This is a genomic window from Solwaraspora sp. WMMA2080, from assembly GCF_027497395.1.
Lineage (GTDB): Bacteria > Actinomycetota > Actinomycetes > Mycobacteriales > Micromonosporaceae > Micromonospora_E.
This window is the reverse complement of record NZ_CP114910.1, coordinates 5,568,993-5,593,628: the sequence shown is the minus strand read 5'-3', so window position 1 is coordinate 5,593,628 and position 24,636 is coordinate 5,568,993. Positions and strand designations below refer to the sequence as shown.

Sequence of the window (24,636 nt, the reverse complement as noted above, 5' to 3'; positions counted from 1 at the left end):
CGGCGCCGCAGTTGTCAGGCGCGGGCCGGGCCGGAATAGTCGGGGGCGACGTAGACCGGCAGCCGCTCGCCCTGACTGCGGGCGTAACGGCGGGTGTAGGTGACGGGCTTGACCCCGGGTCGGAGCGGCACCGTGTACTGCGTTGGCAAGGTGTCCGCGGCAGCGGCGAGGCGGCGGGGCGTCACCTCGCGACGTTGGTCATGCCACGGGCCACCCAGGAAGAGAACCTTCATATGCCGATCCTTGCCGGTTCAGCCAGCCCGCGCCTCATCCGTACGCACAATAACTATCAAATCCCGCCGGATCCGTCCGCCGCAGCCGGCCGGCCGGCCGGTGACAGCCTGTCCGGCCAGTGAAGCTCGGTCGGCTCAGCTGCCGGTGAACCGTGCCGGCCGTTTTTCCAAGAACGCGGACATCCCCTCCGCTCGGTCGGCGGTGGCGAACAATCCGTGAAAGACCCTCCGTTCGAACAGTAGCCCCTCACGCAGTCCGACCTCCTGCGCCCGCTGGACCGCCTCGCGGGCGGCGGTGACCGCGAGCCGGCTGTGCCCGGCGATCACCGCCGCCGCCGACCGGGCCTCGACGAGCAGTTGGTCGGCGGGCACGATCCGGGACACCAGGCCGCACTGCTCCGCCTCCCGGGCCGGCATCATCCGCCCGGTGAGGATCAGATCCATCGCCTTCGCCGTGCCGACCAGCCGGGTCAGCCGCTGGGTGCCGCCGATCCCGGGGATCACCCCGAGGGTGATCTCGGGCTGACCGAACCGGGCGTCCTCGGCGGCGAACACCAGGTCGCACATCATGGCCAGTTCGCAGCCACCGCCGAGCGCGTAGCCGGCGACCGCGGCGATCTTCGGTGTCCGGAACGCGGCGAACTCCTCCCAGCCGGCGAAGAGATCGGCCGTCATCGCCTGCACCGGGCTCATCGCCGCCATCTCTCGAATGTCGGCGCCGGCGGAGAAAAAGCCGTCCGACCCGGTAATCACGAAACAGCCGATGTCCGGGTCCCGGTCCAGTGGTCGCAGGGTCGCGAGAAGTTCGTCGCAGAGCGCGGTGGTGAGTGCGTTGCGGGCCGCGGGCCGGTGCAGCCGTACGGTGACCACGGCACCGTCCCGCTCGGTCGTCAGATGCATGTCGGTTCCTCCAGTCGGATTCGCAGGGTCGTCGGTCGGATGGTCCGTTTTCAGTCGGCCCAGTCCGGTTTCACGAGTCCCAGATCGCGCCGTAGGCGGGGATCCCCCGGCGTTCCAGCCCGTGGACCACCTGCCGGGTGAGCTTCTGGTTGGCGATGCAGATCACCGCTTCGGCGCCGGTGGCCTGCCATGCCTGGTAGGCCAGGGCCACCATGTCCGGCTTGCCACGCTGCGCGGTGTCCCAGATCGTGGCGTCGGGCTGCACCCGCAGGATCTCGTCGACCAGCTGGTCGCCGTAGGTCGTCCGCGGGCTGCGGGTGGACCAGACCAGGTGGGCCGGCACCTTGCCGGCCAGCAGATGCGGCAGCACCGGCCCGATGCCGCTGCCGGTGGCGACGTACACCACCCGGGTGAACAGCGTTTCGATGTTGGCCACGCCGGCGGTGGTGATGCCCTTGACCCAGATCCGGTTCGGCAGGTCGTCGATAAGGGAGCCGGTCCAGTCGCCGGCGCGGGACACCGTCAGCCGGAAGCCGCGCTCACCGGGCGCCGGCACGTTGGCGAACGAGTGCCATTCGAGCAGCGGACGACGGCTGATCGCGGTGGACGATCCGGCGAACGGGGTGGTGTGACCGAACGTCAGCATGGCCACGTGGCTCGACGGCCGGTCCACCTGCACCGGCACCCGGCGCAGCCGCAGCCACGGCAGGGCGACGCTGACGGTGAGCAGTGCCAGGGTCCACAGCGCCGGCGAGCCGAGCAGCGCGGCGGCCAACGGCCTCCCGTCGCGGGCACCGTCGACCACCAGCACCGTCTGGGCCCACAGGAGGATCAACGCGGCCCACCCGCCGAACCGGTGGACCCGCTCGAACAGGTCGTGCCAGCGGCCACGAACCGGCGGCAGCGCGGTCGTCACCATCGCCAGCAGCAGCGCGACCAACAGGTAGGACAGCACCAGTACGGCGGTGACGGCCCGGCCGGCCAACGCCTGCCGGGTGAGTTCGGCGACGTACCCGGCGAACCAGGCGGTGCCGGCGAGTGCGCCACCGACGTGCAGCCCACCGAAGTGGTAGACCTTGCCCAACCCCCAGCGCACCCGCAGCGGCCACCGGGTCGGCGCCCGGGTGGCCAGCCAGAACAGCAGGTTGATCATGTACTGCTGGCGGATCAGCACCGCCAGGGCGACGTTGGCCAGGGCGGCGTACGACAGGTTCGCCAGGCCGCCGTCGGTCGCCTGCCACCAGCCGCCGGTGGTCAGCGCGTAGTACAGCAGTGCGGCGTTGCCGGCCAGGACCAGCGCGGCCAGCCGGTGGTACGGCATCAGCCGGGGATGGCTGAGGATCCGGCGCTGCCACGGCAGCGGAGCCGGCAGGTCGGACCGAGCCGGATGGCTGGGCGGGGCCGGATTGCTGGGCGGGGCCGGGTTGCTGGGCGGGGCCGGGCGGTCCAGCGACCGGCGCAGCGCCCCCTTGTCGATCTTGCCCCGATCGGTCACCGGTAGCGACTCGAGGGCGTGCACCCGCTCGGGCACGCAGTAGTACGGCAGAGTCCGGGCGACCGCGGCCCGCGCCGCCGTCGGGTCAACGGTCGCCGGGGCGACGAACGACACGAGCGTACGGTCGTCGACCTTGATCGTCGCCGCCCGACGGCAACCCGGCACCGCTTCCAGGACGGCGGAGACCGAATCCAGCTCGACCCGGAACCCACGGACCTTGACCTGGTCGTCGGTGCGGCCAAGGTGCTCCAACTCACCGTCGGGGGTCCAGCGTCCGAGATCCCGAGTACGGAACATCATCCGTCCACCGCCGAGGAACGGATCCGGGACGTACCGCTGCCCGGTGAGCTCGGGATCGCCGAGGTAGCCGACCGACACGCAGTCACCACCCGCCCACATCTCCCCCACCTCGCCGATCGCGCAGGGCCGGCGGTCGGCGTCCAGCACGTACACCGTGTTGTTCGGGGTCGGCCGGCCGATGGTGAGCTGTTCGGAGGCGGGGTCGTGCCGGTGCATGGTGTTGACGATGGTGGTCTCGGTCGGTCCGCAGCCGTTGTAGAAGACCGCCTGTCGGGCCCACCGGTCGGCCAGCTCCCGTGGACACGGTTCACCGGCCACGGCGACCACCTTGACCCGTGGGCACCGGTCCGGGTCGACGGCGCCCAGCACGCTCGGGGTGGCGATCACCACGTCCACCGTCTCGACCGTCGCCGCGATGTCGCTCCCCCGGACGACCAGGGTTCCGCCGTGGCTGAGGCAACCGAGGATCTCCCAGGCGGCCATGTCGAAGGCGATGCTGAGAATCTGCCCGACCCGCCACCCCGGCTGGATGCCCAGGTCGCCGGGGGCGGTCAGGAGCAGGTTGCACACGTTTCGATGGGTGACGGTGACCCCATTGGGTCGGCCGGTGGTGCCGGAGGTGAACAGCACGTAGCAGCCGTCGTCCGGGCTGGTCGGACCGGTCGGGACGACCGGGTACGCCGAGTCCGCCAGCGGCTGGGTGAGCAGCTCGTCGACGGCGATCAGCATCCGGCCCGGCAGGTGCGGCAGCTGACCCGCCGTCTCGGTGGTGGTCAGCACGATCCGGATGCCGGCGGTGTCGGTGACGTGCCGCAGGTGGGCCTCGGTGGCCACCCCGGCGTGCTGGGGCACGTACGCCGCGCCGGCCTTCAGGGTGGCGAGGATGCCGACCACCATGGGGATCGACCGGCGCGTGAACACGCCGACCCGGTCACCCGGACCTACCCCGTGGGCGATCAGCCGGGCGGCGAGACGGTCCGCCTGCCGGTCCAGCTGTCGGTAGGTGATGCGCTCGTCGAGGTGCTCGACGGCGACCGTGTCGGGGGTGAGGACGGCCCACTGTTCGATCGCGTGCTGGATGTGGGTGGAGACGATCGGCTCAGCCGGACCGTAGCCGAACCGACGGAACAACTGTCTGTCCTGGTCGGACAGGATGGCCAACGGTCCGGTGCCGACCGCAGCGGTGACGATCCCGGGAATGCCGCGTTGCCGCACGGCGCTGGCCCGGAATCGGGTCGCTGGTCGACCGGAACCACGCTGTGGCATGACTGTTCCTCCTCAATGCTCTGCACCGACCGGGGGACGGCGCGCCTCCGACCCATCGAAGCATAGAAATACATTTTCGACCATATGCAGTGATGATTAATGATAAATACAGAAGAAATGTGATAAATAGTTAAAATCGGGCGGATTCGCTGTAGTCCGCGACTGTCGCTGCCCGGTCGAGGTACGGCACACTCCCCCTGGTGCGAGAGATACTGATCATCGGAATCGGGGCCGGCGATCCCGACCACCTGACCGTGCAGGCGATCGAGGCGCTGCGTCGGGTCGACGTGTTCTTCCTGCTCGACAAGGGCGCGGTCAAGCAGGACCTGGCCGCGTTGCGGCAGGAGATCCTGCGCCGGCACACCACCGGGGCGTACCGGGCGGTCGAGATCGCCGACCCGGAGCGGGACCGGACCGCGACGGACTACCGGGCCGCGGTCGAGGACTGGCGCCGACGCCGCGCCGACCGGTACGCCCAGCTGATTCGCGACGAACTACCCGACGGCGACTGCGGCGCCTTCCTGGTCTGGGGCGACCCCGCGCTGTACGACAGCACCCTCGCCATCCTCGACGATCTGCGGGAACGCGACGTCGTCGAGTTCGACCACCAGGTGATCCCGGGCATCAGCAGCGTCGCCGCGCTGACCGCCCGGCACCGGATCGCGCTGAACCGGATCGGCTGCCCGGTCCAGATCACCACCGGCCGTCGGCTCGCCGACGAGGGCTTCCCGACCGGCGTGGACGACCTGGTGGTGATGCTCGACGCGCAGTGCGCCTTCACCCGACTCGCCGACGCCGACAGCATCGACATCTACTGGGGCGCGTACCTCGGCACCCCGGACGAGATCCTGATCGCCGGCCCGGTGCACCGGGTCGCCGACCGGATCGTCACCGCCCGCGCCGAGGCCCGCCGCCGCAAGGGCTGGATCATGGACACCTACCTGCTACGGCGTACCCTTGTCCAGACAACCGGACAGCACCAGAAGACCGGACACCAGACGCGAGCGATCAGGTAGCCGTTGACTTCCTCCGCGGAAGGACTCTGATGACCGACCAGGCCCGGCCGGTCGACCGGGACAACCCGATGCCGCTGTGGGCACAGCTGCACGACGACCTGGTCCGCCGGTTGACCGCTGGCGGGTTCGCCGCCGGCTTCCCCGGCGAGCACGAACTGGTTGACGAGTACGGCGTCAGCCGGCACACGGTACGGGAGGCGTTGCGCCGGCTACGCCAGGCCGGGGTGCTGGACTCGGCCCGGGGTCGGCGTACCGCCGTCCACCAGCAGCGGATCGAGCAGCCGCTCGGCGCTCTCTACTCGCTCTTCGACGAAGTGCAGGCGCGCGGGATGCGCCAGCGCAGCGAGGTGCTCGGCCGCGACCTACGGGTTGACGTCCCCATCGCGGCCCGGCTCGGGCTGGAACCGGACACCCGATTCGTGCACCTGGAGCGGCTCCGGTTCGCCGACGACGAACCGTTGGCCGTCGATCGGGTCTGGCTGCTGGCCGACTTGGCCCGGCCGCTGCTCACCGCCGACCTGACCGGTACCGGCATCTACGGCGAGCTGGCCAGGCACGGCGTCCGGGTCACCGACGGCGAGGAACGCATCCACGCCATCGTGCCCACCGCCGAACAGCGTCGACGGCTGGGCGGCGGCGGCCTGCTCGCCGTCGAACGGATCGGCCGGACCGACGGACGGCCCGTCGAATGGCGGGAGACCTTCGTCCGCGGCGACCGGTTCAGCCTGGTCGCCAGCTGGGCACCGCACCGGGCGTACCAGTTGCGGGTGGCCGACGGATCCCCGCTGCGCTCGCCCGCCGGGCGCTGACCGTGCGGGTCGCCCGGCTGATCTCCCTGGTCCTGTTGCTGCAGTCCCGGGAGACGATGACTGCTGCGGAACTGGCCCGCGAGCTGGAGGTTTCCGAGCGCACCATCTACCGCGACGTGCTGGCGCTGTCCGCCGCCGGGGTGCCGGTCTACGCCGACCAGGGCCGGGCCGGCGGGTACCGACTGGTGGACGGCTACCGGACCCGGCTGACCGGCCTGAGCCGGGCCGAGGCGGAGACGCTGTTCCTGTCCGGGCTGCCCGGCCCGGCCGATGAGATGGGCCTCGCCGACGTACTCGGGGTAGCCCAGCTCAAGGTGACCGCCGCGCTGCCGGTCGGGCTGCGCGACGCCGCCGGCCGGGCCCGCCAGCGGTTCCATCTGGACGCGCCCGGCTGGTTCCGGCAGGCCGATCCGCCGCCTGCGCTGGCCGACCTGGCCCGCGCCACCTGGCAGGACCAGGTGGTCCGCCTCAACTACCGGCGGAGCGGCACCGAGGTGGTCAGAACGGTTCAGCCGTACGGTCTGGTGCTCAAGAACGGCACCTGGTACCTGGTTGGCCGGGTCGACGACGTCGGCCGGGTCCCCGACCCCGGCCGGGTCGACGACGGGCACCGGATCTACCGGGTGGACCGGATCGCGGTGGTTGACCCGACCGGCAACGTCTTCGACCGCGACCACCGCTTCGACCTGGCTGCGGTGTGGGCGGCCGGCACCGCCGACTTCGTCCGCAGCGTGCTGGTCGACGAGGTCACCGTACGGCTGAGTCCGGCCGGGCTGCGGGCGCTGCGCTGGGCGGTGGAGGCGCCGGCCGCCCAGGCAGCGCACGAGGCGGCCGGGCCACCCGACGCTCAGGGCTGGGTGCACACCCGGCTGCCGGTCGAGTCGCCCGACGTGGCGTACAGCCAACTGCAGGCGCTCGGTCCGGAGGTGGAGGTGCTCGCCCCGCCCCCGCTACGGGACCGGATGCGCGACGCCGCCCGCCGGCTCGCCGCGCTGTACGGCGAGACCGCCGGTCAGCGGTAACCGGTGGTGTCCGCCGGCCGGCCGGTCTCGACGACCTCGACGATGTAGCGGTACGCGTCCGGGCTGCTGCCGTCGACGTCGGTGAAGCCGTACTCGCGGGCCAGCTGCCCACTGGACAGTGACCGCCCGGTGAACCGGGACACCTGCGGATCGGCGGCGAGCGCGACCACTGCCCGACCGACCAGCGCCGGTGTCTCGGAGATGGCGAAGTGCGGGTCCTTGGCGGTGCCGTCGCGCCAGTTCGCCTCGGTCACCCCGAAGTGCTCCAGCATCGCCTCGGACCGGATCCAGCCAGGGCTGAGCGCGACCGCCGTCGCACCGTACGGCCGCAGCTCCTCGGCCTGAGCGAAGGCCAACCGGATGACGGCGTTCTTGGCCGTGTCGTAGAAGACCGACTCGCGGTAGTGGGTGCCGTTGTAGTCGGCGGTGCCGTCGGTCATCTCAACCACCAGCCCGCCCGGCTGGCGGATCAGCAGCGGCAGCGCGAAGTGGCTGGTGATCAGGTGGGTGTCGATGGCGAGCCGCAGTGTGCGTAGGCCGCGGTCCAGCGGCTGTTCCCAGATCGGCGACTCGAAGTCGGTCAGGTGGTCGGCCCCCCAGATGTCGTTGACCAGCACGTCGAGCCGGCCCTGTTCGCGGTCGATCCGCTGCACCAGGGCACGGACCTGGTCCGGGTCCAGGTGGTCGGTGGGCACCGCGACGCCGGTGCCGCCGGCGGCGTCGACGAGCTCGGCGGTCTCCTCGATGGTCTCCGGACGGTCCATCTCGGAACGCTGCCGTCGGGTGCTGCGGCCGGTGACGTAGACGGTGGCGCCGGCGGCACCGAGTTCGATCGCGGTCCGCCGGCCGGCGCCCCGGGTCGCTCCGGCGACCAGCGCCGTCCTGCCGTTCAGTGGTGTGGACATGCCGCTGACGGTGCCAGCAAAACCTGACATCCGACGTCAGCTTTTCCAGAGAACAGCAGCCTGGTTGACTCCATCGAATGTGGTCGATACATTGCCGTCACGATGAGAAAGCCCTTTCCCGCCTCACTGTGGGGGCGCTAACCGGCAGCAGTCTCCGACAGATCCAGGAGGTTCCATGACAGCCACCAGATGGCGGCGCTGGCGTACCGGCGTCGTGGCGCTCGCCACGACCGCCATGGTCGCAACCGGCGCGGCGGTTGGCGTGCAGTACGCCGCAGCTGCCACCGTCGACACCGGCGCCTGGTACGTGATGCTGAGCCGGCACAGCGGCAAGGCAATCGATCTCTACGGCGGGGCAACCCATGACGGCGCACCGATCGTCCAGTGGACGCGCAACGACAGCGCGGCGCAGCAGTGGCAGTTCGTTGACGTCGGCAGCGGCTACTACAAGATCAGATCTCGGCACAGCGGCAAGTACCTGGAGCTACCGAACGCGGTCGACGGGGCCCAGCTGATTCAGAACTACGACAACGGCAGCACCCGGCAGCACTTCCGGCTCGCCGACTCGGACAGCGGCTACGTCCGCTTCATCAGCCGGCACAGCAACAAGGCTCTCGATGTGTGGCAGTGGTCCACCTCGGACGGCGGAATCATCTCGCAGTACCAGGACGTCAACGGCTGGAACCAGCAGTGGCAGATGGTCCGGTTGGACAGCTCCGGCGGCTGCGGGTCCGGCTCGTTCAACGCCGAAGCCGTACAGAACGGGTCGACCTGGACGGCGCGCAACGGCGGCAGCACCGTCTACACCGGCTCCAGCATGCTGTCGGCCATGCAGGCCGCGGTGAACAGCCTGTCGGCCGGGCGCAACAGCAAGCAGAAGGTCGTCGTCCGCGGCTCCGGGTCGATCAGCGCCGGCTCCCGGCTGTCGCTGCCGTCGTACACCGTCCTGGAGGTCTGCGGCACGGTCAACGTGACCGGTTCCGGCTCCGGCGACCAGGCCGTGGTGTACGCCCGCGGCGTCACCGACGTCGAGGTGACCCGGCTCAACATCACCGGCAATCCGCTGTACGGGATCTTCATCCGCAACGGCAACAACATCACCCTCGGCCAGATCGACATCCGGGTCACCGCCGGCCTGGGCATCCGGATCGACAACCACGGTGACCGCAGCCAGCGCTCCCGCAACGTGCGGATCGACAACGTGTACGTGCAGGGCACCAGCAACCACGGGGTCGAGACGTACGGGGTCGACGGACTGACGGTCGGCACCGTCACCGCACGCAACACCGGCTACTCCGGCCTGATACTCAACGACACCATCAACGCGACCGTCGGCACCGTCGACGCGCAGGGCGCCGGCACCGGCACCGGGTACGCCGGGTTCCGGATGGCCAACCGCAACGGCCGGGTCGGCGACAGCTACCCGACGAACATCCGGGTCGGTACGGTCATCGCCCGGGGCGGTGGCCGGGGCATCTTCTGCGTGTCGGAGTCCGGCGGTGCGGTCATCGACCGGATCGACATCTCCGGCACCGGCAGCAACTCGATCCTGCTGGAGAACTGCTACAACGTGACCATCGCGGCGGTCTCCGGTTCGGTCAACGGCTCGGACGTACGGATCGCCTCGCGCACCGAGTTCCCGGTGTCGCGCGACATCACCCTGCAGAACCTGACGCTGACCAACTCGCAGATCAACGAGAACCCGTGCGGGCAGAACATCGTGATCCGCAACATCGCCCTGAACAACTCGACCATCAACCGCTGCTGACCGTTCCCTGTCCACTGAACGCCGGACGCCGGGTGCCTATCGCTCGGTGCCCGACGGCGACCGGCTGATCCGGCGCAGGCCGATGACCTGGCGCAGCAGCAAAACCACCACGAGTACCGCCGCGACCGCCGGCCAGCCCCACGGATAGCGTTCGGTCTCGACGACGAACGCCACCGTGCCATCGCCACCGACTCCGGTGCCCAGTTGACCGTGGACCGCGTACCGGCCGTAGACGGGGAAGTCGACCGGCGCGGTGACCACGATGGCTCGGCCCGCACCGGTGGCCAACGGCGCGGACGCCGGCCCGGGCGGTTCGACGATCACCGTCGGCCGCCCGGGCCGGCCGGACAGCAGTGACAGGCGTAGTTCGTCGGCGTCGACCGGGCCGTCGTTGCGAACGTCGACATCCAGCCGGATCTCACTGGACAGACCGAACAGCGCCGGCCAGTCCCAGCCGGTCGGCACAACGGTCACGTCGGTGATGTGCAGCCGGGCGGGGCCGGAGACCGTCGGTGCCAGCGGGGCGGCCGACCCGACGATGTCGATCGGGACGCTGCCGGTAACCGGCAGCACCGGCCCGGTGCCGGACCCACCGGCGTCGACGGTCCGGGCCCGGACCACGCATGGGCAGGCCACCGGGGGCTCCACCAGGACGAGCCGACTGGTCACCGCGTCGGCCCCCGGCACATGCAGTTGGCTGGCCTCGCTGGCGGCGCAGTCGACCGACCCGCGCGCGGCACGGTTGCCGCAGATCTCCAGCTGAACGTTCCCGGCCGGCCAGCCGGTGAGGGTGACGGTCAGCCACTCGCCGACCGCCGCGCTGGCCGCGTCCACGCTGACCTGCGGCGGGGCGGCGACCGCCGGGGCCGACGGCAGACCGCCGGCCCCGGCGATCAGGACCAGCGCGAGGGCACCCACCGAGGTCCGGCGACCGGTCATCGCGCGGGCGACGAGGCGGGCGACGACGAGGCGGCACCGTCTTCGGCGGGCTCGACGTCCGGCGAACCGTTCGAGGCGGGGGTGACCGCAGGCGAAGCCGGGGTGGCCACGGCTGCGGCCGCGCGGCGGGCACGCCAGCGGCGTACCCCGAACCACCCGGCGAGGGCGACGATCGTGGCGAGCAGCAACCACGGCGGTGCCCAGATACCGGCGGTACGGGTGACCGGTGGCAACGCCTCGTCCACGGTGGTCGGGGCCAGGTCGACGGTGGCGGTCAGCCGCAGCGCCGGCGGTACGCCGGTGATCTTCTCGGTCACCGTGAAGGTGCTGCCGGGCAGCAGTTCGGGCAGGTCGACCGGATCGGTGCGGGCCAGCTCCCAGCCCAGCGGGCCGTCCAGCAGCACCGCGCCCGTACCACCGACACGGATGTTCCCGGTGTTGCGCACCTGGTAGGTGACCTCCACGTCACCGTCGCCCAGCGGGTTGACCGGGTCGTCGTAGCTGATGCTCATCGATTCGATGTTGACCGCTGGCAGGACCGGGCCGTCGACCCGCAGGTAGACCCGGGCGGCGACCCGCTGGTCGACGTTGACCTGCTGGCCGCTGGCGTCGGTACGGAGTTGGGCGATCGAACCGATCACCCCGCCGGCGTGGTCGCCGGGTGTCGCGTTGGCCGGCACCGTCAGGCGGAACGGGATGTCCAGCCGCTCACCGCCCGGGATCGCGTACTCCCGCTGGTCGAAGTGGATCCAGGTGCCGACGTCGGTGGCCGGTTGGTCGGCCGGGAGCAGGGCGAACGCACCGTCGTCGGTGAGGAACCCGTCAGTGCCGTACACGGTGAACGTCCGGTCCTGGTCGCCGAGGTTGCGCACCGCGACGTGGTCGGTGATCTCCGCGCCCGGGGCGAGGTCGTAGACGAAGTAGTTGCGTCCGGTCGGCCCGTCCGCGCTGGACGGCTGTACCGCCCAGGTGACCGCGTCGGCCGGAGCCGGACCGGCCGGCTGCGCGGCGGCCGGGGTGGCGCCGGGCAACGCGAGCAGCCCGGCCACCAACAGGCCGATGGCGGCGCGGCGACGGTGCGGGCGACGGGCGGGCGGGGCGGACATCGGGCACTCCAGTCGGTCCGGTGGCCGGTGCGGGACCGTTGCGGCCCCGCACCGGCCGGTAGAGCTGATCCTCAGGACAAGGTCAGCTGGGAGCTGATCCTCAGGACAAGGTCAGCTGGGAGCTGATCCTCAGGACAAGGTCAGCGTCAGGGTCGCGGTGTAGTCACCCGACACCGCCCCAGCGGGTACGCCGAGGTTGAGCTGCGCGCCGCAGGTGAAGCTGCCGGCGCTGGCGCCGGCAGCCGAGGTGCACAGCGCCCGAGCGGTGCCGAGTCCGGCACCCGGGTCGGCCACCGCGCCCGGGGTGACCGTGCCGGTCGCCCCGATCAGCGGGTCGTCCACCACGGACGCGGTGGGCGCCCAGCCGAGGTTGTCCGCCGCGATGACCGCGTCGCCGCTGGCGACGAAGTCACCCACCTGGCCGACCAGACTCCAGCCGGCGTTGGTGCCGCGCAGGTCGGACACGGTGGCGGTGTTCAGCTCGCCGCTGGTGACGGCGCCGTTGCCGGTCGGCGGCAGGGTGACCGAGGAACCGGCCACGCTGAGCGTGAGCGGGCCGCCGGCCAGCACGGTCGCGGCGATCTGCTGGCTGGCGTCGCCGCCGCCGACCGGGGCCGCGAAGCTGATCGGAGTGAAGGTGTCCTGGCTGCGGTCGGCGGAGCCGCGCGCAGCGAAGGTGATCACATAGCACTGGGTGACAGTGCAGTCGACCGCGTTGCCGTTGCGGTCGGTGTACTGGGCACTGATCGGCAGCGTGGTGCTGAACGAGCCGTCCAGGTTCATCGTGTCCCGGGCGTCGGTCGGCTCGTTGGTGCTGCTCACCCACTTGGTGACCTGCAGGACACTGGCGTTGGTCCAGTGTTCGTCGACCTTCGGGCCGAACGACACGTAGATCCCTGCGGCGTTGTTGGCCTGCGGGTCGAAGCCGCTGCCGTCGACGGTGATGGTGGCGCCGGCCGGGTCGACGCCAGTGTCCGGGGTGGCGTCGACGGACGGAGCTGCCGGTCCACCGCCGCCGGAGGTGAACGCCTCGAACGACAGCGGGTCGAGGACCTGGCCAGCCGGGTAGAAGCCGGCGAAGGCGGTGGCGCCATCGGCGGTCAGGGTGGCGGCCAGGTCGGTGCCGGTTATCCCGTCCGCACCGGCCACCAGGTTGGCGCTGGTGGTGGTGAGGTCGGCGATGACCGCCTGGGTGACGTCGACCGACGGGAACGCGGTGCTCACCAACTCGACGTCGGCCTTGAGGACGGCGGTGCCGCCGGAGATGGCCACCGTCGGGTTGGCGAGGGTGATGGTGAACGTGTGCGCCGGGAACGAGAAGACGACCGTGCCGCCGTACGTGGCGTTCGTCTCACCGGTCTCGGCGTCGTAGCTGCCGCCGGTGGACGGGAAGGCAAACGTTCCATCGGCGTCGATCGACGCACCGTCACTCGCCGCGATCGGCGGGTTGCCGTCGCCGGACGACACGTAGTTGCGGAACGACTCCTTGAAGCCCCAGTTCAGGCTTGCCTCGGTGATGTCGGCAGGGGCAGCCACGGCGGGTGCGGCGCCAACGAGTGCGGTCGCGGCGCCGAGTACGGCCGCAGCCGCCCAGGTTGCCGACCGTCGCCCCAGAGCACCAGCTCTGGATGTGATCATCGACTGGTCCTTTCCGGATGGTTACTCACCGTGTTCTACTTCCACTGTGAACACGGCATGTGATCGGGATTAGGTTAGCCATACCTAACAGATCTCGGCTCCGGCGCGGGTGCCTGATCTTCGAACCGGTCGGACCCTTGTCCCGACCTGCGGCGATGACTTAGGTTAGGCAAACCTTCATTGAGAACTCAACCGACGATCGTCGGAGGGATCACCCATGCCAACGCCGCTGCTCAGCGGCCGCGTCACCGCGACCTTGGCGGTCGTGACCGCCACCGCCGCGACCGCCGCCGTACTCGCCGCACCACTGTTGGCGTCGCCGGCCCACGCGGACACCTCCGCGACCGGATCCGGCGGCCAGCGACTCACCGTCTCCGACTCCACCGGCATCAGCCGCTCCGGTGCGACCGTCACGGTGACCGGCACCGGGTACGACACCGATAAGGGCATCTACGTGGGGTTCTGTGTGGACAACGGCGCCGGGGCGCTGCCGACACCGTGCGGCGGCGGGGTGGACACCTCAGGCGGCAGCGGCAGCTCGCACTGGATCTCCAGCAACCCCCCGTCGTACGGCGAAGGACTGGCCGTGCCGTACGGCGACGGCGGCTCGTTCCAGGTCCGAGTCCCGCTGACCGCGAGGATCGGCGACGTCGACTGCACCGTTCGCACCTGCTCGGTGGTCACCCGAGCCGACCACACCCGGACCAGCGACCGCAGTCAGGACGTACGCGTCCCGATCAGCTTCGCTGCCGCCGCCGCGCCCGCCCTTACCAGCGCCGCCCCGGCGGCTGGCAGCCCGGACCGGACCACCGCGCCACCAGCCCCGGCAACCGGCGACGCCGCAGGCCCGGCCGACACCGACGGTACGGCCGGTGACGTCAGCAGCTCCGCACCAACTGCCGGTGCTGCCACCGGCCAACCGACCGACGGCGACGGCGGCCCGACCGCCGTCGCCGTCACCGGAACCGACCCAACCGGGTTGGCAGTCACCCGGGTCAGCACCGTCGGCCCGGCTGGTCGGTGGTGGAGCAGCACGCTGATTTTGCTGGCGCTCGGCGTGCTGGCGCTGGCCGGGCTGTCCGCTGTCCGCCGCCGCCGGAGCCGGTCGTGAACCGCCCGACACTGGTCGTGAACCGCCCGAGGCTGGTCGGGCTGCTCGCCGCCGCGCTACTCGCCGGCCCGGTGGCCGCCTGCGCCGACAGCGCCGCCGACACCGACGCGGCACCGGATCCAACGACCTGCGGGCCGGTCACCGCCGTCGTCGACGACGCGGTGACGCCGCTGGACCCGGCACCGCAGCCGGCGTTGCCGGTCACCGTCACCGACGCCGCCGGCGACCGGGTCACGGTGACCGACGCCGGCCGAATCCTGGCCGTCAACCTGTACGGCTCCATCGCCGAGATCGTGTTCAGCCTCGGCCTCGGTGGCCGGGTCGTCGGGCGGGACACCTCCACCGACTTCCCGGCCGCCGCCAACCTGCCGCTGGTCACTCCCGGCGGGCACGACCTGTCCACCGAGGCGGTCATGGCGCTGGACCCCAGCGTGGTGCTGCTCGATGACAGCATCGGCCCGCCCGAGGTGCTCGACCAGCTCCGCGCCGCCGGCATCCCGGTGGTACGCATCGGCGACGAGCAGAGCCTGGCCGCCGTACCGGTGCACATCCGGGAGGTCGCCGCCGCGCTCGGCGTCGCCGACGCCGGCGAGGCACTCGTCGCCCGGGTCGAGGGCGAGATCGCCGCCGCCCGCGACGGCATCGCGGACGACGCCGAGCGACCCCGGGTCGCCTTCCTCTACCTGCGCGGCACCGCCGGCGTCTACCTGATGGGCGGCGAAGGCGCCGGCTCGGACGCGATGATCGCCGCGGCCGGCGGCGAGGACGCCGGCACCACCATCGGACTGGCCCGGTTCCGGCCGCTGACCAGCGAGGGTCTGATTAACGCCGCGCCGGACATCATTCTGGTGATGACCAAGGGCCTCGAATCGGTCGGCGGGGTGGACGGACTGGTCGCCATGCCCGGCGTGGCCCAGACCCCAGCTGGTCAGCAGCGGCGGATTGTCGACATGGACGACACCGTGCTGCTCAACTTCGGGACCCGCACCGGCAAGGCGATCCAGGCTCTCGCCCGTGCCATCCACGGATGCCGGTGACGGCATGACACTCCCGGTACTCGCCGCCCGCCGGCCGCTGCTGCTCACCGGCCTCGCCGGCACGTTGCTCGTGGTCGGCGTGGTCGCCGCCGGCTCCGGACAGGTGCAGATCGCCCCGGCCGAGGTGGTCGCGTCGGTGCTGCACCGGCTCGGCCTGGAGATCGGCGCGTTGCCGACCGCACCGCACGGCGAGAACGCGCTGTGGATCGTCCGGTTCCCCCGGGTCGTCCTGGCCGCGGTCGTCGGCGCGTCGCTCGGCTGCGCTGGCGCCGTCATGCAGGGCGTCTTCGGTAACCCGCTGGCCGAGCCCGGCGTCATCGGAGTCTCCTCCGGAGCGGCGGTCGGCGCCGCTCTGGCCATCGTCACCGGGTTCTCCGCACTCGGCGGCTGGACGTTGGCCGCCGCCGCTTTCGTCGGCGGGCTGGCCACCACCTACCTGGTGTACGCGTTGTCCCGCGCCGACGGACGTACCGAGGTGGTCACCCTGGTACTCACCGGCATCGCGGTCAACGCCGTCGCCGGTGCCGCGATCGGGCTGCTGATGTTCGTCACCGACGCGGCCGGGGTGCAGGCGATCGCCTTCTGGAACCTCGGCAGCCTGGCCCAGGCCAACTGGAACGCGGTGGCGGTGGCCCTGCCCTGCCTGATCGTCGGGTTGGCCGCCGCGCTCGCCTCGGCCGGCAAGCTGGACCTGCTCGCCCTCGGCGAACGCTCCGCACGTCATCTCGGGGTGGACGTGGAACGGCTGCGGGTACGCATGATCGTCGTCACCGCGCTGCTCGGTGCCGCCGCGGTGGCCTTCACCGGCGTGATCAGCTTCATCGGTCTGGTGGTGCCGCATCTGGTCCGGATGGTCGCCGGACCAGGGCACCGGGTGCTGCTACCGGCCAGCGCGCTCGGTGGGGCGGTGGTGGTGATCGCCGCCGATCTGGCCGCCCGGACCCTGGTCGAGTACCAGGAACTGCCGCTCGGGGTGCTCACCGCGGTGGTCGGCGGTCCGGCCTTCTTCTGGCTGCTGCGCCGTACCCGGCGGCGGGCCGGAGGTTGGGGATGAGCCCGCCGCCGGCGCGGCTGCTCGGCCGGCGCACGCCTGTCCGCGTGCCGGCATCCCGGCCGGCCGGCACCGCGCTGATCGAGATCGACCAGCTGCGGGTCGAACTCGGCGGGCGAGCGGTGCTCGACCAGGTCGACCTGGTGGTTCACACTGGCGAGGTGATCGCCCTGGTCGGTCCCAACGGTGCCGGCAAGTCGACTCTGCTCGCCGCCATCGGCGGCGACGTCGCGGCGGCCGCCGGCGGGATCCGGATCGACGGCAGGCCGCAGTCCGCCTGGAGCTCGACCGAACTGGCGCTGCGCCGGGCGGTGCTGACCCAGCGCAGCGTGTTGTCATTCCCGTTCACCGTGGCCGAGGTGGTCCGGATGGGCCGGGCACCGTGGGCCGGGCTGTCCGCCGAGGAGTCCGACGATCCGATCGTCGACCAGTGTCTGGCCGCCACCGACGTGGCGCAGTTCGCGGGCCGCACCTTCACCTCGCTGTCCGGCGGCGAGCAGGCCCGCGCCGCGTTGGCCCGGGTGCTGGCCCAGCGGGCCGCCGCGCTGCTGCTCGACGAACCGACCGCCGCGCTCGACCTGCACCACCAGGAGCTGGTACTACGGCTCGCCCGACAGCGGGCCGCCGCCGGTGACGCCGTCGTGGTGGTGCTGCACGACCTCGGTCTGGCCGGCGCGTACGCGGACCGGATCGCGTTGCTGTCGGCCGGTCGGCTGCGGACCGTCGGACCGCCCGAGCAGGTCCTCACCGGTGCGCTGCTCAGCGAGGTATACCGGCACGACATCGAGGTGTTGCCGCACCCCGAGACCCGACTCCCGCTGGTCGTTCCGCGACGGCAGCATCCGACCCGGCAAGGAAAGGAACCCCGAGTTGAGTGACACCTTCTCCGCCCGGCTACGGGCGGCAAGCTGGCAGGACCACCAAGCGGCCGAGTCCCAGCGGTACGTCTCCGCGCTGGTCGCCGGGGAGCTGCCCCGACAGCGGTACGCCGACCTGGTCGCCCAGCACCACTTCATCTACCAGGTGCTGGAGGAGGCGGCCGACGCGATGCGCGAGGATCCGCTGGCCGGCGACTTCGTCGACGACCGGTTGACCCGGTTGCCGGCGTTGGAAGCCGACCTGGCGTACCTGCTCGGCCCGGACTGGGCCGGCCGGGTCGGCCCGAACCTGGCGACCCGCCGCTACGTCGCCCGGATGCAGGAGGTCTGCTTCACCTTCGCACCGGCGTTCATCGCCCACCACTACACCCGGTACCTCGGCGACCTGTCCGGCGGGTTGTTCATCGGCCGTCAGGTGGCGCAGACATACGGGCTGACCGAGGAGGGCGGCGTGGCGTTCTACCACTTCGCCGGCATCGACGATCCGCGCGGGTACAAGAACGCGTACCGGGCCCGGCTGGACGCCCTGCCGCTGGACGTCACCGCCGAGGCGGCTCTGGTCGGTGAGGTGGCGGTGGCCTACCGGCACAACTCGGCGGTCCTCGCCGAGCTGGGCCAGGAGCAGGAGCCGAAGTCGGTGGCGTCGGAGTCGATGGAGTCGGCGGCGTGAGCGCGGCGCAGGGCCAGGCCGGGCCGACGCAGGGCCAGCCGACCGACCCGTTCACCGCCGAGGTGGTCGCCCAGGTTGCCCGGCACATGAACGACGACCACGCCGCCGACTCGTTGCTGATCTGCCGGTCGCTGGGTGGCACCCCGCAGGCGTCGGCTGCCCGGATGACCGACCTGGACGCCGACGGCATCGATTTCGCGGCCACCGTGGCCGGCGTCGAGGTGCCGGTCCGGGTGCCGTTCGCGTACCGACTCACCGAACGGGTCCAGGTCCGCCACGAGGTGGTCCGGATGTACCAGGAGGCCTGCGCCCAACTGGGCGTCACGCCCCGCCCGGCGGACGGCTGACCGGCAAGCGAGCGGAGCCCTCCGGCGTATGCGACGATCGCAAAATGGTTGCCAAACGGCATCGCGGGCATATCGCCCGCACCGGTGTCGCGGTGCGACTCGCCGCCTGGCTGGTGTCGGCCGTCGCCGTACTGTCGATCGCCGGGTGCACCGGGATCGGGATCGGCGAAGCACCCGAGTCCGGCAGCGCGACGTACTCGGCGTGGGGGCTGAACGAGGCGTCCAGCGCGCTGACCGGCTCCGACCGGATGATCGTCCTCAACGGCGACGTGCAGCGCAGCGAGCAGGAGTTCTTCCAGGTACGCGGGGTGTGGGGGCCGGACGGCTTCACCCTCGACGAGACGTCCGCGACCAAGGTACGGGCGTTGGCCGGCCAACTGCCGCAACGCACAGGTGACCCGGACTGTCACCGGCTGGTCCTGGTCAACCACGGCTTCTTCGGCGGCGGGGCGATCGCCGTGGTCGACCCGGAGGAGTTCCCGCCCGACGAGCCGGTGGTCGCCCGGCCACTGAACTGACCTCGCTCGCCAGGGCTGATGCCGCAGGTACATCAAGATGCACCTGCGGCATCGAGCTCGACCGGCACCCCCGCCCCGGGGCGGGCATTGATTTCAGACGGTTCTAGCCGGTGGTCACGGTTGGTGCCGCGTCGCAGGGCAGACCGTTGAGAGTGAACCCGGCCGGTGCCGGTCCGGCACCTGCGCCGCCGCTGCCGAGGAAGCCGAATTCGACCCGGCCACCGGCGGGCAGTGACGCGTTCCAGGCGGCGTTGGTGGCGGTCACCGTCGACTCATCCTGGGTGATCACCGCGTTCCAGGCGACCGCGACCTGCTGTACACCCGCGAACGACCAGCCGAGCGACCAGCCGTCGATCGGCTCGTCACCCGTGTTGGTGACGCCCACCGTCACGGTGAAACCCGATCCCCAGTCGCTGTCCACCCGGTAGTCGACCAGGCACTCGGCGACCGGATCCGGTTCGTCGGCCTCGAAAGTGATCCGGTGCAACTGGCCGGGCAGGTCGTTGGCGAGGTAGAACTCGCCGTCCGCAGCCACCGCGAGGGTGGTCGGCTGGATCGGCAGCTCGCCGATGACCGCTGTGTCGTACCCACCGTCCGCGTCGGGCCGAATCGCGTACGCGGTCGCCGAGCAGTAGTCGGTGGCCAGGTAGGTGCCGGCGGCGGCGGATTCGCTGCCCCGGTAGACGTGGCCGCCGATCACAGCGCAGCCGCCGACCGAGGTCTGGTAATGGAACACCGGGTCGACGTACTCGGCGGCCGGGTCGCACCGCTGCGGATCGAACTCGACCGGGCCTTCCCGGCAGGACCAGCCGAGGTTGGCACCGGCCACCCCGCGCAGATGGTTGACCTCCTCGTAGCTGCCCTGTCCGACGTCGGCGATCCACAGCGAGCCGTCCGCCGGGTCGAACGAGAACCGCCACGGGTTGCGCAGGCCGTACGCCCAGATCTCGGCGCGGGCGCCGGCTTCGTCGACGAACGGATTGTCCGTCGGTACGCAGTACGCAAGGTCGCCGCAGGCGGCCGAGACGTCCAGCCGGAGGATCTTGCCGAGCAGGGTGCCGAGATCCTGACCGGTGCCGAGCACGTCGTCGGCGCCGCCGCCGTCGCCGATGCTCCAGTAGAGGTGGCCGTCCGGGCCGAAGGCCAACTGTCCGCCGTTGTGGTTGGCGTACTCGGCGTGCGGCTGGCTCAGCAGGATCTCCTCCCGGTCGGCCGGCACCGGCTGCTGGTCGGCGGCCTCCAGTGGCAGCCGGGACAGGGTGACCGCGCCGTCGGGCAGCGCGGTGTACGCCAGGTAGATCGCCGGGTCGGCGGCGAATCCGGGGGACGTGGCGATGCCCAGCAGGCCGCGTTCGTTGCCGGAGGTGTCGACCCGGTCGCTGATGTCCAGCAGCGCCGCCTCGGCCAGGCCGGAGGCCGGGTGGTAGATGCGCACCCGACCGGCCTTCTCGGTGATGAACAGCCGGCCGCTGCCGTCGTCCGGGGCCACCATCGCGGTCGGTCGTTGCAGCCCGAAGGCAACCTGGGTGCTGGTGACGGAGATCTGGTCGAGTGGCACCTCGGCGGCCGCCGAGGTCGCCGCCGAGGTGAGGTCGGCGGGCTCGGCGTGCGGGTCGGTGTACGGCGTGGCGTGAGCTGCGGTTGCGGACAGCGCCAGCGCGGTCGCGGCGAGTGTCGTCGCGGCGACCCGCCAACCAGCCAACGCATAAGATCGAGAATCTCTCATATTCATGATGATCAGCTTATGGCCGGGGTGACCCGATCGCCACGCCTCCGCCACCCGGCGGACACAGATTGCACCACTCAGAGTAGTCAAACGGGCGCACATAGTGGTTACTCTGGGTACATGGAGCCGGACTCCCCCGACCCGATCCAGATCGCCGAACTGGTGATCGCCTGGTCCGGTGGGATAATCGCGGCTTTTGCCCTTTTGGTCACTGCGTTGACGGTGGTCTTCGTCTTCGCGGGTTTCGTCGGTGTCCGTGAACTGCGCACCATCCGGCGCACCGGCGCCCGCGCCCGGCTGGAGCTCGACCGCCAACGGGTGGTCGCCGAGGAGATCGTCGCGCAGGCCGACCGGGCCATCGACCAGGCGGAAACCCTCTCCGAGCAGGCCGACACGCTGGTCGGCCGGGTGGAGACGGCGGTCGGCCGGGCCGAACGCCAGTCCGAGCAGGTACACCTGCTGATCGAGGACATGCGGTCCCGGCTGAGCGACTTCGATCACCGGTTGACCACCCAGGTCGAGGTCTCCTACCTGTTCAATCAGGGAGAGGCCGCGTACTGGGAGGGCTACTACGAGAAGGCGGTGGAATGCCTGCGCCGGGCGGTCGAACTCGATCCGCGTAACCCCCGGGTGCGCTACCGGTTGGGCCGGTCGCTGACCAACCTCGGCGAGGACGCCGCCGCCGAGGAGGAGTTGACCACCGCCATGGCGCACCGGTTGCCGACCGACGCCGCCGACCGGGCGCTGGCCCTGCTGCACCGCTACGCACGGCCGGACCGGGCGCTGGCCTACGCCCGCAACTCGACCAAGCACGGCCCGCACGACGCGCAGAACTGGAATTGTCTTGGGCTGCTGCTCCGCGACAACGGCGACTTCACCGCCGCCCGGGATGCCCACCAGCAGGCCAACCGGTTGGACCAGGAACTTGTCTCCACCCCGTTCTTCCTGGCGCTGCTCGCCGCCCACGGCCAGGCGCTGCCACACGCCCGGGACCGCTCCGCCGAAGCGATCAGCCGGCTCGACTCCAGCGAACGCCGGGCCAAGATCAAGCCCATGTGGGCGTCGTTGATCCGGTGGACCGACGAGGTGCTGCGCGGCAACTACGCCGAGGCCGACCTGCACGCCGCGGTGCTCTACCAGACCTGCAAGTCGAGTCGGCGGGCCCGGGAGATCTGTGACCACATGGACTTCCTGCTGCGGTCACTGGCCCGCGAGGAGCACCGGGACCGTTACCTCGGGGCCATCGAACGCACCTGGCTGACCAGCCGGCCCTGCTGACTATCTGCCCGCTGGCTTGCAGCCTGCCGACCGCCGCTATCCCTGTTTGCCGGCCGCTCCGGAGATGGCCGCCACGCCGACTGCGGCGAGCGCCACCTGCAACGCGAGCTCGATCCAGTCGACGCCCCGGGTCTCGGCCACCCCGAACAGGCTGGCGACCAGGGTGCCGAGCAGCGCCGCCACCACACCGATCAGCAAGGTGACCCAGATCTTCAGCTTCTGCTTGCCCGGGACGACCAGCCGCCCGAGCGCTCCAACGATGAGACCGATGATCAGCGCCGAGAAGATTCCGTCGATTTCCACCGCATACCCCCTGTACCGGTCGGCTGGCCGCCCCTACCGCACTGTCGGCCCTCTCCTACCACCATGCCAGAACCAGGCAACGACGCCCATTGCGTCAAGCACCGGACAACCATCGATGAATCACAGTAGATAGTCGCACTGAGCTGGATCTTCTCAGCAGGTTCGCAGCATGACGCGATAATCTCTCGGGTAAGACAGAGCTGTCCTGCCCTCGTCACCCCTCGACTGGAGCATCGGCATGTCGGCACCGGACGCGCCCGCCACGACAGCCCTCCGAGCCCTCCGCGGAACGCCGATCTGGGCGGTGCTGACCATCGCCGTCGGCGCGCTGCTCATGGCGACCAGCGCGACCGCGGTCGTCGGCGGCAAGCTGCTGATCGACCGGTACACGAGTCGAATCCAGCAGCAGGACCTGCTGGCCGGTGCCGCGAAGGTCCCACAGGAGCCCGACGGCGAGGCGCTGGACGGCCCGATCACCATGCTGCTGCTCGGCGTGGACGAACGGGGCAGCCGACCTGGCGAGATGCGTTCCGACACGATCATCATCCTGCACGTGCCGGCCACCCACGATCAGGCGTACCTGGTGTCGGTCCCCCGGGACACCTGGGTCGAGGCGCCGGCGTTCGAGCCGAGCGGATACCCCGGCGGCGAGTCGAAGATCACTGACGTGTTCCGGGCCGGCTCGCGCAACGGAGTCGGCCGGGCCGGCGGCGCGCAACTCGTCGCACTCACCCTCAAGGACCTGACCGGCATCGAGTTCGACGGCGCGGCGATCATCGACTTCGGCGGTTTCCGGAATGTCATCGACGCACTCGGCGGGGTTCGGATGTGCGTTGACCAGCGGGTGAAGTCGCAGCACATGCGGCTGGTCGACGGCGAGCCCAGCTGGCTGGCCGAGGCCCGCGAGGTCGGCGGCGGCGAGGAGCTGTGGCACGAGGAGGGCTGCAAGCGGATGGCCGGGTGGGAGGCGCTGGACTACTCCCGCCAGCGCTACGGCCTGCCGAACGGGGACTACGACCGGCAGCGTCACCAGCGGCAGCTGCTGAAGGCCATGGTGCAGGAGGCGAGCAGCACCGGCGTACTGACCAACCCGGCGAAGATCGACCGGGTGATCACCGCGGCCGGCAAGGCCTTCGTACTGGACACCGGCGGCGTCCCGATCGCCGATTTCGTATTCACCCTGCGCGGGATCACCGCGAACGACCTCATCATGGTGAAGACCAACGGTGGCGGGTTCAATCCGGCCGGATTCAGCAGTACGGCGGCCGAACGGCTCACGCCGGAGAGCCTGGAGATGTTCGACGCGGTACGGACCGGCACACTGGACGACTACCTGTTGGCCAACCCGGACGCCGTCCAGCGGGATTGACCGTCCGACTCATCGGGACATCCGTCACCGTGATTCCCGCCGCACGGTCCACATCGGTACGGTGTCTCCATGACCGCCGCGTACCCGGTCCGGGTCAACTTCACCAATCACGTCACCGCCGCCGACTGGCAGGCACTGCAACAGGCCGGGCAGCCGGTCCAGCTAGGCCGCAAACATGGTCTCTTCCTGCAGGACGAGCAGAGCCGCGACGTGTTCCTGCTGCTCGGCGGGGCGGTCAAGGTGTACCGGACCGAGGCCAACGGCAGCGAGACGATGCTGACCGTCCGGTCTACTGGGGATCTGCTCGGTGACATCGCCGCGCTGGACGGCACGCCCCGGTCGGCCAGTGTCTCGGTGCTGCGCCCGGTCACTGCCCGGAAGCTGACCACCGAACAGTTCCTCGCCGTGGTCGACGACCGCGACCTGCACCCCGCGCTGCGCCGCTACACCAACGCCCGGCTGCGTGAATCCGACGAGCAGCGGGTGGAGATCGCCTCGCTGCCGGTGCCGCAACGGCTCGCCAGGGCGCTACTCCGGCTCGCCAAGGCCAGCCCGGACGGCCCGAACCAGGTCTCGCTCGACCTCGGGCTCTCCCAGGACGGCCTGGCCCAACTGATCGGGGCGTCCCGCAACGCGGTAGTGACCGCGATCAGCCGGTTCCGTGACGACCGGTTGATCGCGACCGCACCCCGCCGGTTCATGCTGCTCGACCTCGGCCGGCTCGCCCGGATCGGATACAGCGGACCACGGTCCGGCAGCCACTCGTCGACCTGAGTATCCGCCGGCCTGAATGCCTGTCGACCGAACAGCAGACTTTGGGAAACCGATTGTCTGGGCGGAGCCGCGATCAGTTCGGTCCGGGTCGCGGACCGGCCACCCGGTGACCATCTTGGTCCATTGATGGCCGCGTTGCCCACTGGTTGGCAGAAAACATCGGGCAACTTGGGCACG

The 24,636-nt window shown here is 70.9% G+C and carries 23 protein-coding genes and 1 pseudogene; 14 read left to right on the top strand and 10 right to left on the bottom strand.

Features of this window, described 5'->3' with window-relative positions; all coding sequences use genetic code 11:
* Nucleotides 1–14: 14 nt before the first annotated feature.
* The 4 genes and pseudogenes from O7543_RS25615 to O7543_RS25600 all read right to left on the bottom strand — a co-directional run.
* The gene (locus O7543_RS25615; RefSeq protein WP_278174201.1) at nt 15–233 is read right to left on the bottom strand and encodes a hypothetical protein; all 219 of its coding nucleotides are present in this window, start codon (nt 231–233) and stop codon (nt 15–17) included.
* A gap of 135 nt (nt 234–368) precedes the next feature.
* Nucleotides 369–1,133, bottom strand: coding sequence for an enoyl-CoA hydratase-related protein (locus O7543_RS25610; protein WP_281551529.1), 765 nt, complete (start codon nt 1,131–1,133; stop codon nt 369–371).
* Between the two features lie 70 nt (nt 1,134–1,203).
* Nucleotides 1,204–2,583, bottom strand: a complete 1,380-nt coding sequence (locus O7543_RS25605) for a hypothetical protein (RefSeq protein WP_281555699.1) — start codon at nt 2,581–2,583, stop codon at nt 1,204–1,206.
* Nucleotides 2,575–4,080 (bottom strand): annotated as a pseudogene (locus O7543_RS25600) (amino acid adenylation domain-containing protein); the annotation flags it as partial. The gene O7543_RS25605 and the pseudogene O7543_RS25600, both read right to left, overlap by 9 nt.
* A gap of 314 nt (nt 4,081–4,394) precedes the next feature.
* Between O7543_RS25600 and cobF the strand changes: the two are divergent.
* The 3 genes from cobF to O7543_RS25585 are packed head-to-tail and all read left to right on the top strand — an operon-like array spanning nt 4,395 to nt 7,041.
* Nucleotides 4,395–5,210, top strand: a complete 816-nt coding sequence (gene cobF / locus O7543_RS25595; RefSeq protein ID WP_281551530.1) for a precorrin-6A synthase (deacetylating) — start codon at nt 4,395–4,397, stop codon at nt 5,208–5,210.
* Between the two features lie 29 nt (nt 5,211–5,239).
* Nucleotides 5,240–6,019, top strand: coding sequence for a GntR family transcriptional regulator (locus tag O7543_RS25590; RefSeq protein WP_281551531.1), 780 nt, complete (start codon nt 5,240–5,242; stop codon nt 6,017–6,019).
* Nucleotides 6,020–6,021: 2 nt separating this feature from the next.
* Nucleotides 6,022–7,041, top strand: coding sequence for a WYL domain-containing protein (locus tag O7543_RS25585; RefSeq protein WP_281551532.1), 1,020 nt, complete (start codon nt 6,022–6,024; stop codon nt 7,039–7,041).
* On the opposite strand, the gene O7543_RS25580 is transcribed toward O7543_RS25585, so the two are convergent.
* Nucleotides 7,032–7,946: an SDR family oxidoreductase gene (locus tag O7543_RS25580; RefSeq protein ID WP_281551533.1), complete on the bottom strand. Its 915-nt coding sequence runs from the start codon at nt 7,944–7,946 to the stop codon at nt 7,032–7,034. The genes O7543_RS25585 and O7543_RS25580 overlap by 10 nt on opposite strands.
* A gap of 175 nt (nt 7,947–8,121) precedes the next feature.
* Between O7543_RS25580 and O7543_RS25575 the strand changes: the two genes are divergently transcribed.
* Complete coding sequence (locus O7543_RS25575; protein WP_281551534.1) at nt 8,122–9,714, top strand: RICIN domain-containing protein; 1,593 nt, start codon at nt 8,122–8,124, stop codon at nt 9,712–9,714.
* 36 nt (nt 9,715–9,750) lie between these two features.
* Here the strand turns inward: O7543_RS25575 and O7543_RS25570 are convergent, their stop codons facing one another.
* The 3 genes from O7543_RS25570 to O7543_RS25560 all read right to left on the bottom strand — a co-directional run bounded on the left by O7543_RS25570 (nt 9,751) and on the right by O7543_RS25560 (nt 13,397).
* Nucleotides 9,751–10,653 carry a hypothetical protein gene (locus O7543_RS25570; protein WP_281551535.1) on the bottom strand — a complete coding sequence of 301 codons (903 nt, stop codon included), beginning with the start codon at nt 10,651–10,653 and terminating at the stop codon, nt 9,751–9,753.
* Entirely contained in the window at nt 10,650–11,759 is a 1,110-nt protein-coding gene (locus tag O7543_RS25565; protein WP_281551536.1) for a DUF916 domain-containing protein, read from the bottom strand. The genes O7543_RS25570 and O7543_RS25565 overlap by 4 nt, the downstream gene beginning before the upstream one ends.
* Nucleotides 11,760–11,888: 129 nt before the next feature.
* Nucleotides 11,889–13,397 carry an HtaA domain-containing protein gene (locus tag O7543_RS25560; protein ID WP_281551537.1) on the bottom strand — a complete coding sequence of 503 codons (1,509 nt, stop codon included), beginning with the start codon at nt 13,395–13,397 and terminating at the stop codon, nt 11,889–11,891.
* Between the two features lie 217 nt (nt 13,398–13,614).
* Here O7543_RS25560 and O7543_RS25555 point away from each other — a divergent pair, with 217 nt between their 5' ends.
* The 7 genes from O7543_RS25555 to O7543_RS25525 are packed head-to-tail and all read left to right on the top strand — an operon-like array spanning nt 13,615 to nt 19,009.
* Entirely contained in the window at nt 13,615–14,508 is an 894-nt protein-coding gene (locus O7543_RS25555) for a hypothetical protein (protein WP_281551538.1), read from the top strand.
* Nucleotides 14,505–15,545: an ABC transporter substrate-binding protein gene (locus O7543_RS25550; protein WP_281551539.1), complete on the top strand. Its 1,041-nt coding sequence runs from the start codon at nt 14,505–14,507 to the stop codon at nt 15,543–15,545. The genes O7543_RS25555 and O7543_RS25550 overlap by 4 nt, the downstream gene beginning before the upstream one ends.
* 4 nt (nt 15,546–15,549) lie before the next feature.
* Nucleotides 15,550–16,599 carry an iron ABC transporter permease gene (locus O7543_RS25545; protein ID WP_281551540.1) on the top strand — a complete coding sequence of 350 codons (1,050 nt, stop codon included), beginning with the start codon at nt 15,550–15,552 and terminating at the stop codon, nt 16,597–16,599.
* Nucleotides 16,596–17,474, top strand: a complete 879-nt coding sequence (locus O7543_RS25540) for a heme ABC transporter ATP-binding protein (RefSeq protein ID WP_281551541.1) — start codon at nt 16,596–16,598, stop codon at nt 17,472–17,474. The genes O7543_RS25545 and O7543_RS25540 overlap by 4 nt, the downstream gene beginning before the upstream one ends.
* Nucleotides 17,467–18,144 carry a biliverdin-producing heme oxygenase gene (locus tag O7543_RS25535; RefSeq protein ID WP_281551542.1) on the top strand — a complete coding sequence of 226 codons (678 nt, stop codon included), beginning with the start codon at nt 17,467–17,469 and terminating at the stop codon, nt 18,142–18,144. Before O7543_RS25540 ends, O7543_RS25535 begins: the two co-directional genes overlap by 8 nt.
* Nucleotides 18,141–18,491 carry a DUF2470 domain-containing protein gene (locus O7543_RS25530; RefSeq protein WP_281551543.1) on the top strand — a complete coding sequence of 117 codons (351 nt, stop codon included), beginning with the start codon at nt 18,141–18,143 and terminating at the stop codon, nt 18,489–18,491. Before O7543_RS25535 ends, O7543_RS25530 begins: the two co-directional genes overlap by 4 nt.
* Before the next feature lie 44 nt (nt 18,492–18,535).
* Nucleotides 18,536–19,009 carry a hypothetical protein gene (locus tag O7543_RS25525; RefSeq protein WP_281551544.1) on the top strand — a complete coding sequence of 158 codons (474 nt, stop codon included), beginning with the start codon at nt 18,536–18,538 and terminating at the stop codon, nt 19,007–19,009.
* 103 nt (nt 19,010–19,112) lie between these two features.
* Here the strand turns inward: O7543_RS25525 and O7543_RS25520 are convergent, their stop codons facing one another.
* Complete coding sequence (locus tag O7543_RS25520; RefSeq protein WP_281567275.1) at nt 19,113–20,735, bottom strand: PQQ-dependent sugar dehydrogenase; 1,623 nt, start codon at nt 20,733–20,735, stop codon at nt 19,113–19,115.
* A gap of 120 nt (nt 20,736–20,855) precedes the next feature.
* Between O7543_RS25520 and O7543_RS25515 the strand changes: the two genes are divergently transcribed.
* Nucleotides 20,856–22,013 carry a tetratricopeptide repeat protein gene (locus O7543_RS25515; RefSeq protein ID WP_281551546.1) on the top strand — a complete coding sequence of 386 codons (1,158 nt, stop codon included), beginning with the start codon at nt 20,856–20,858 and terminating at the stop codon, nt 22,011–22,013.
* A 36-nt stretch (nt 22,014–22,049) separates the two neighbouring features.
* Here O7543_RS25515 and O7543_RS25510 read toward each other — a convergent pair whose 3' ends face one another.
* Nucleotides 22,050–22,316, bottom strand: coding sequence for a GlsB/YeaQ/YmgE family stress response membrane protein (locus tag O7543_RS25510; RefSeq protein ID WP_281551547.1), 267 nt, complete (start codon nt 22,314–22,316; stop codon nt 22,050–22,052).
* Between the two features lie 304 nt (nt 22,317–22,620).
* On the opposite strand from O7543_RS25510, the gene O7543_RS25505 reads away from it, so the two are divergent.
* Together O7543_RS25505 and O7543_RS25500 are read left to right on the top strand one after the other, a co-directional pair.
* Complete coding sequence (locus O7543_RS25505) at nt 22,621–23,685, top strand: LCP family protein (protein ID WP_281567274.1); 1,065 nt, start codon at nt 22,621–22,623, stop codon at nt 23,683–23,685.
* Between the two features lie 69 nt (nt 23,686–23,754).
* On the top strand, nt 23,755–24,459 hold the full coding sequence (locus tag O7543_RS25500) for a Crp/Fnr family transcriptional regulator (protein WP_281551549.1): 705 nt from the start codon (nt 23,755–23,757) through the stop codon (nt 24,457–24,459).
* The last annotated feature ends 177 nt before the right edge of the window (nt 24,460–24,636 follow it).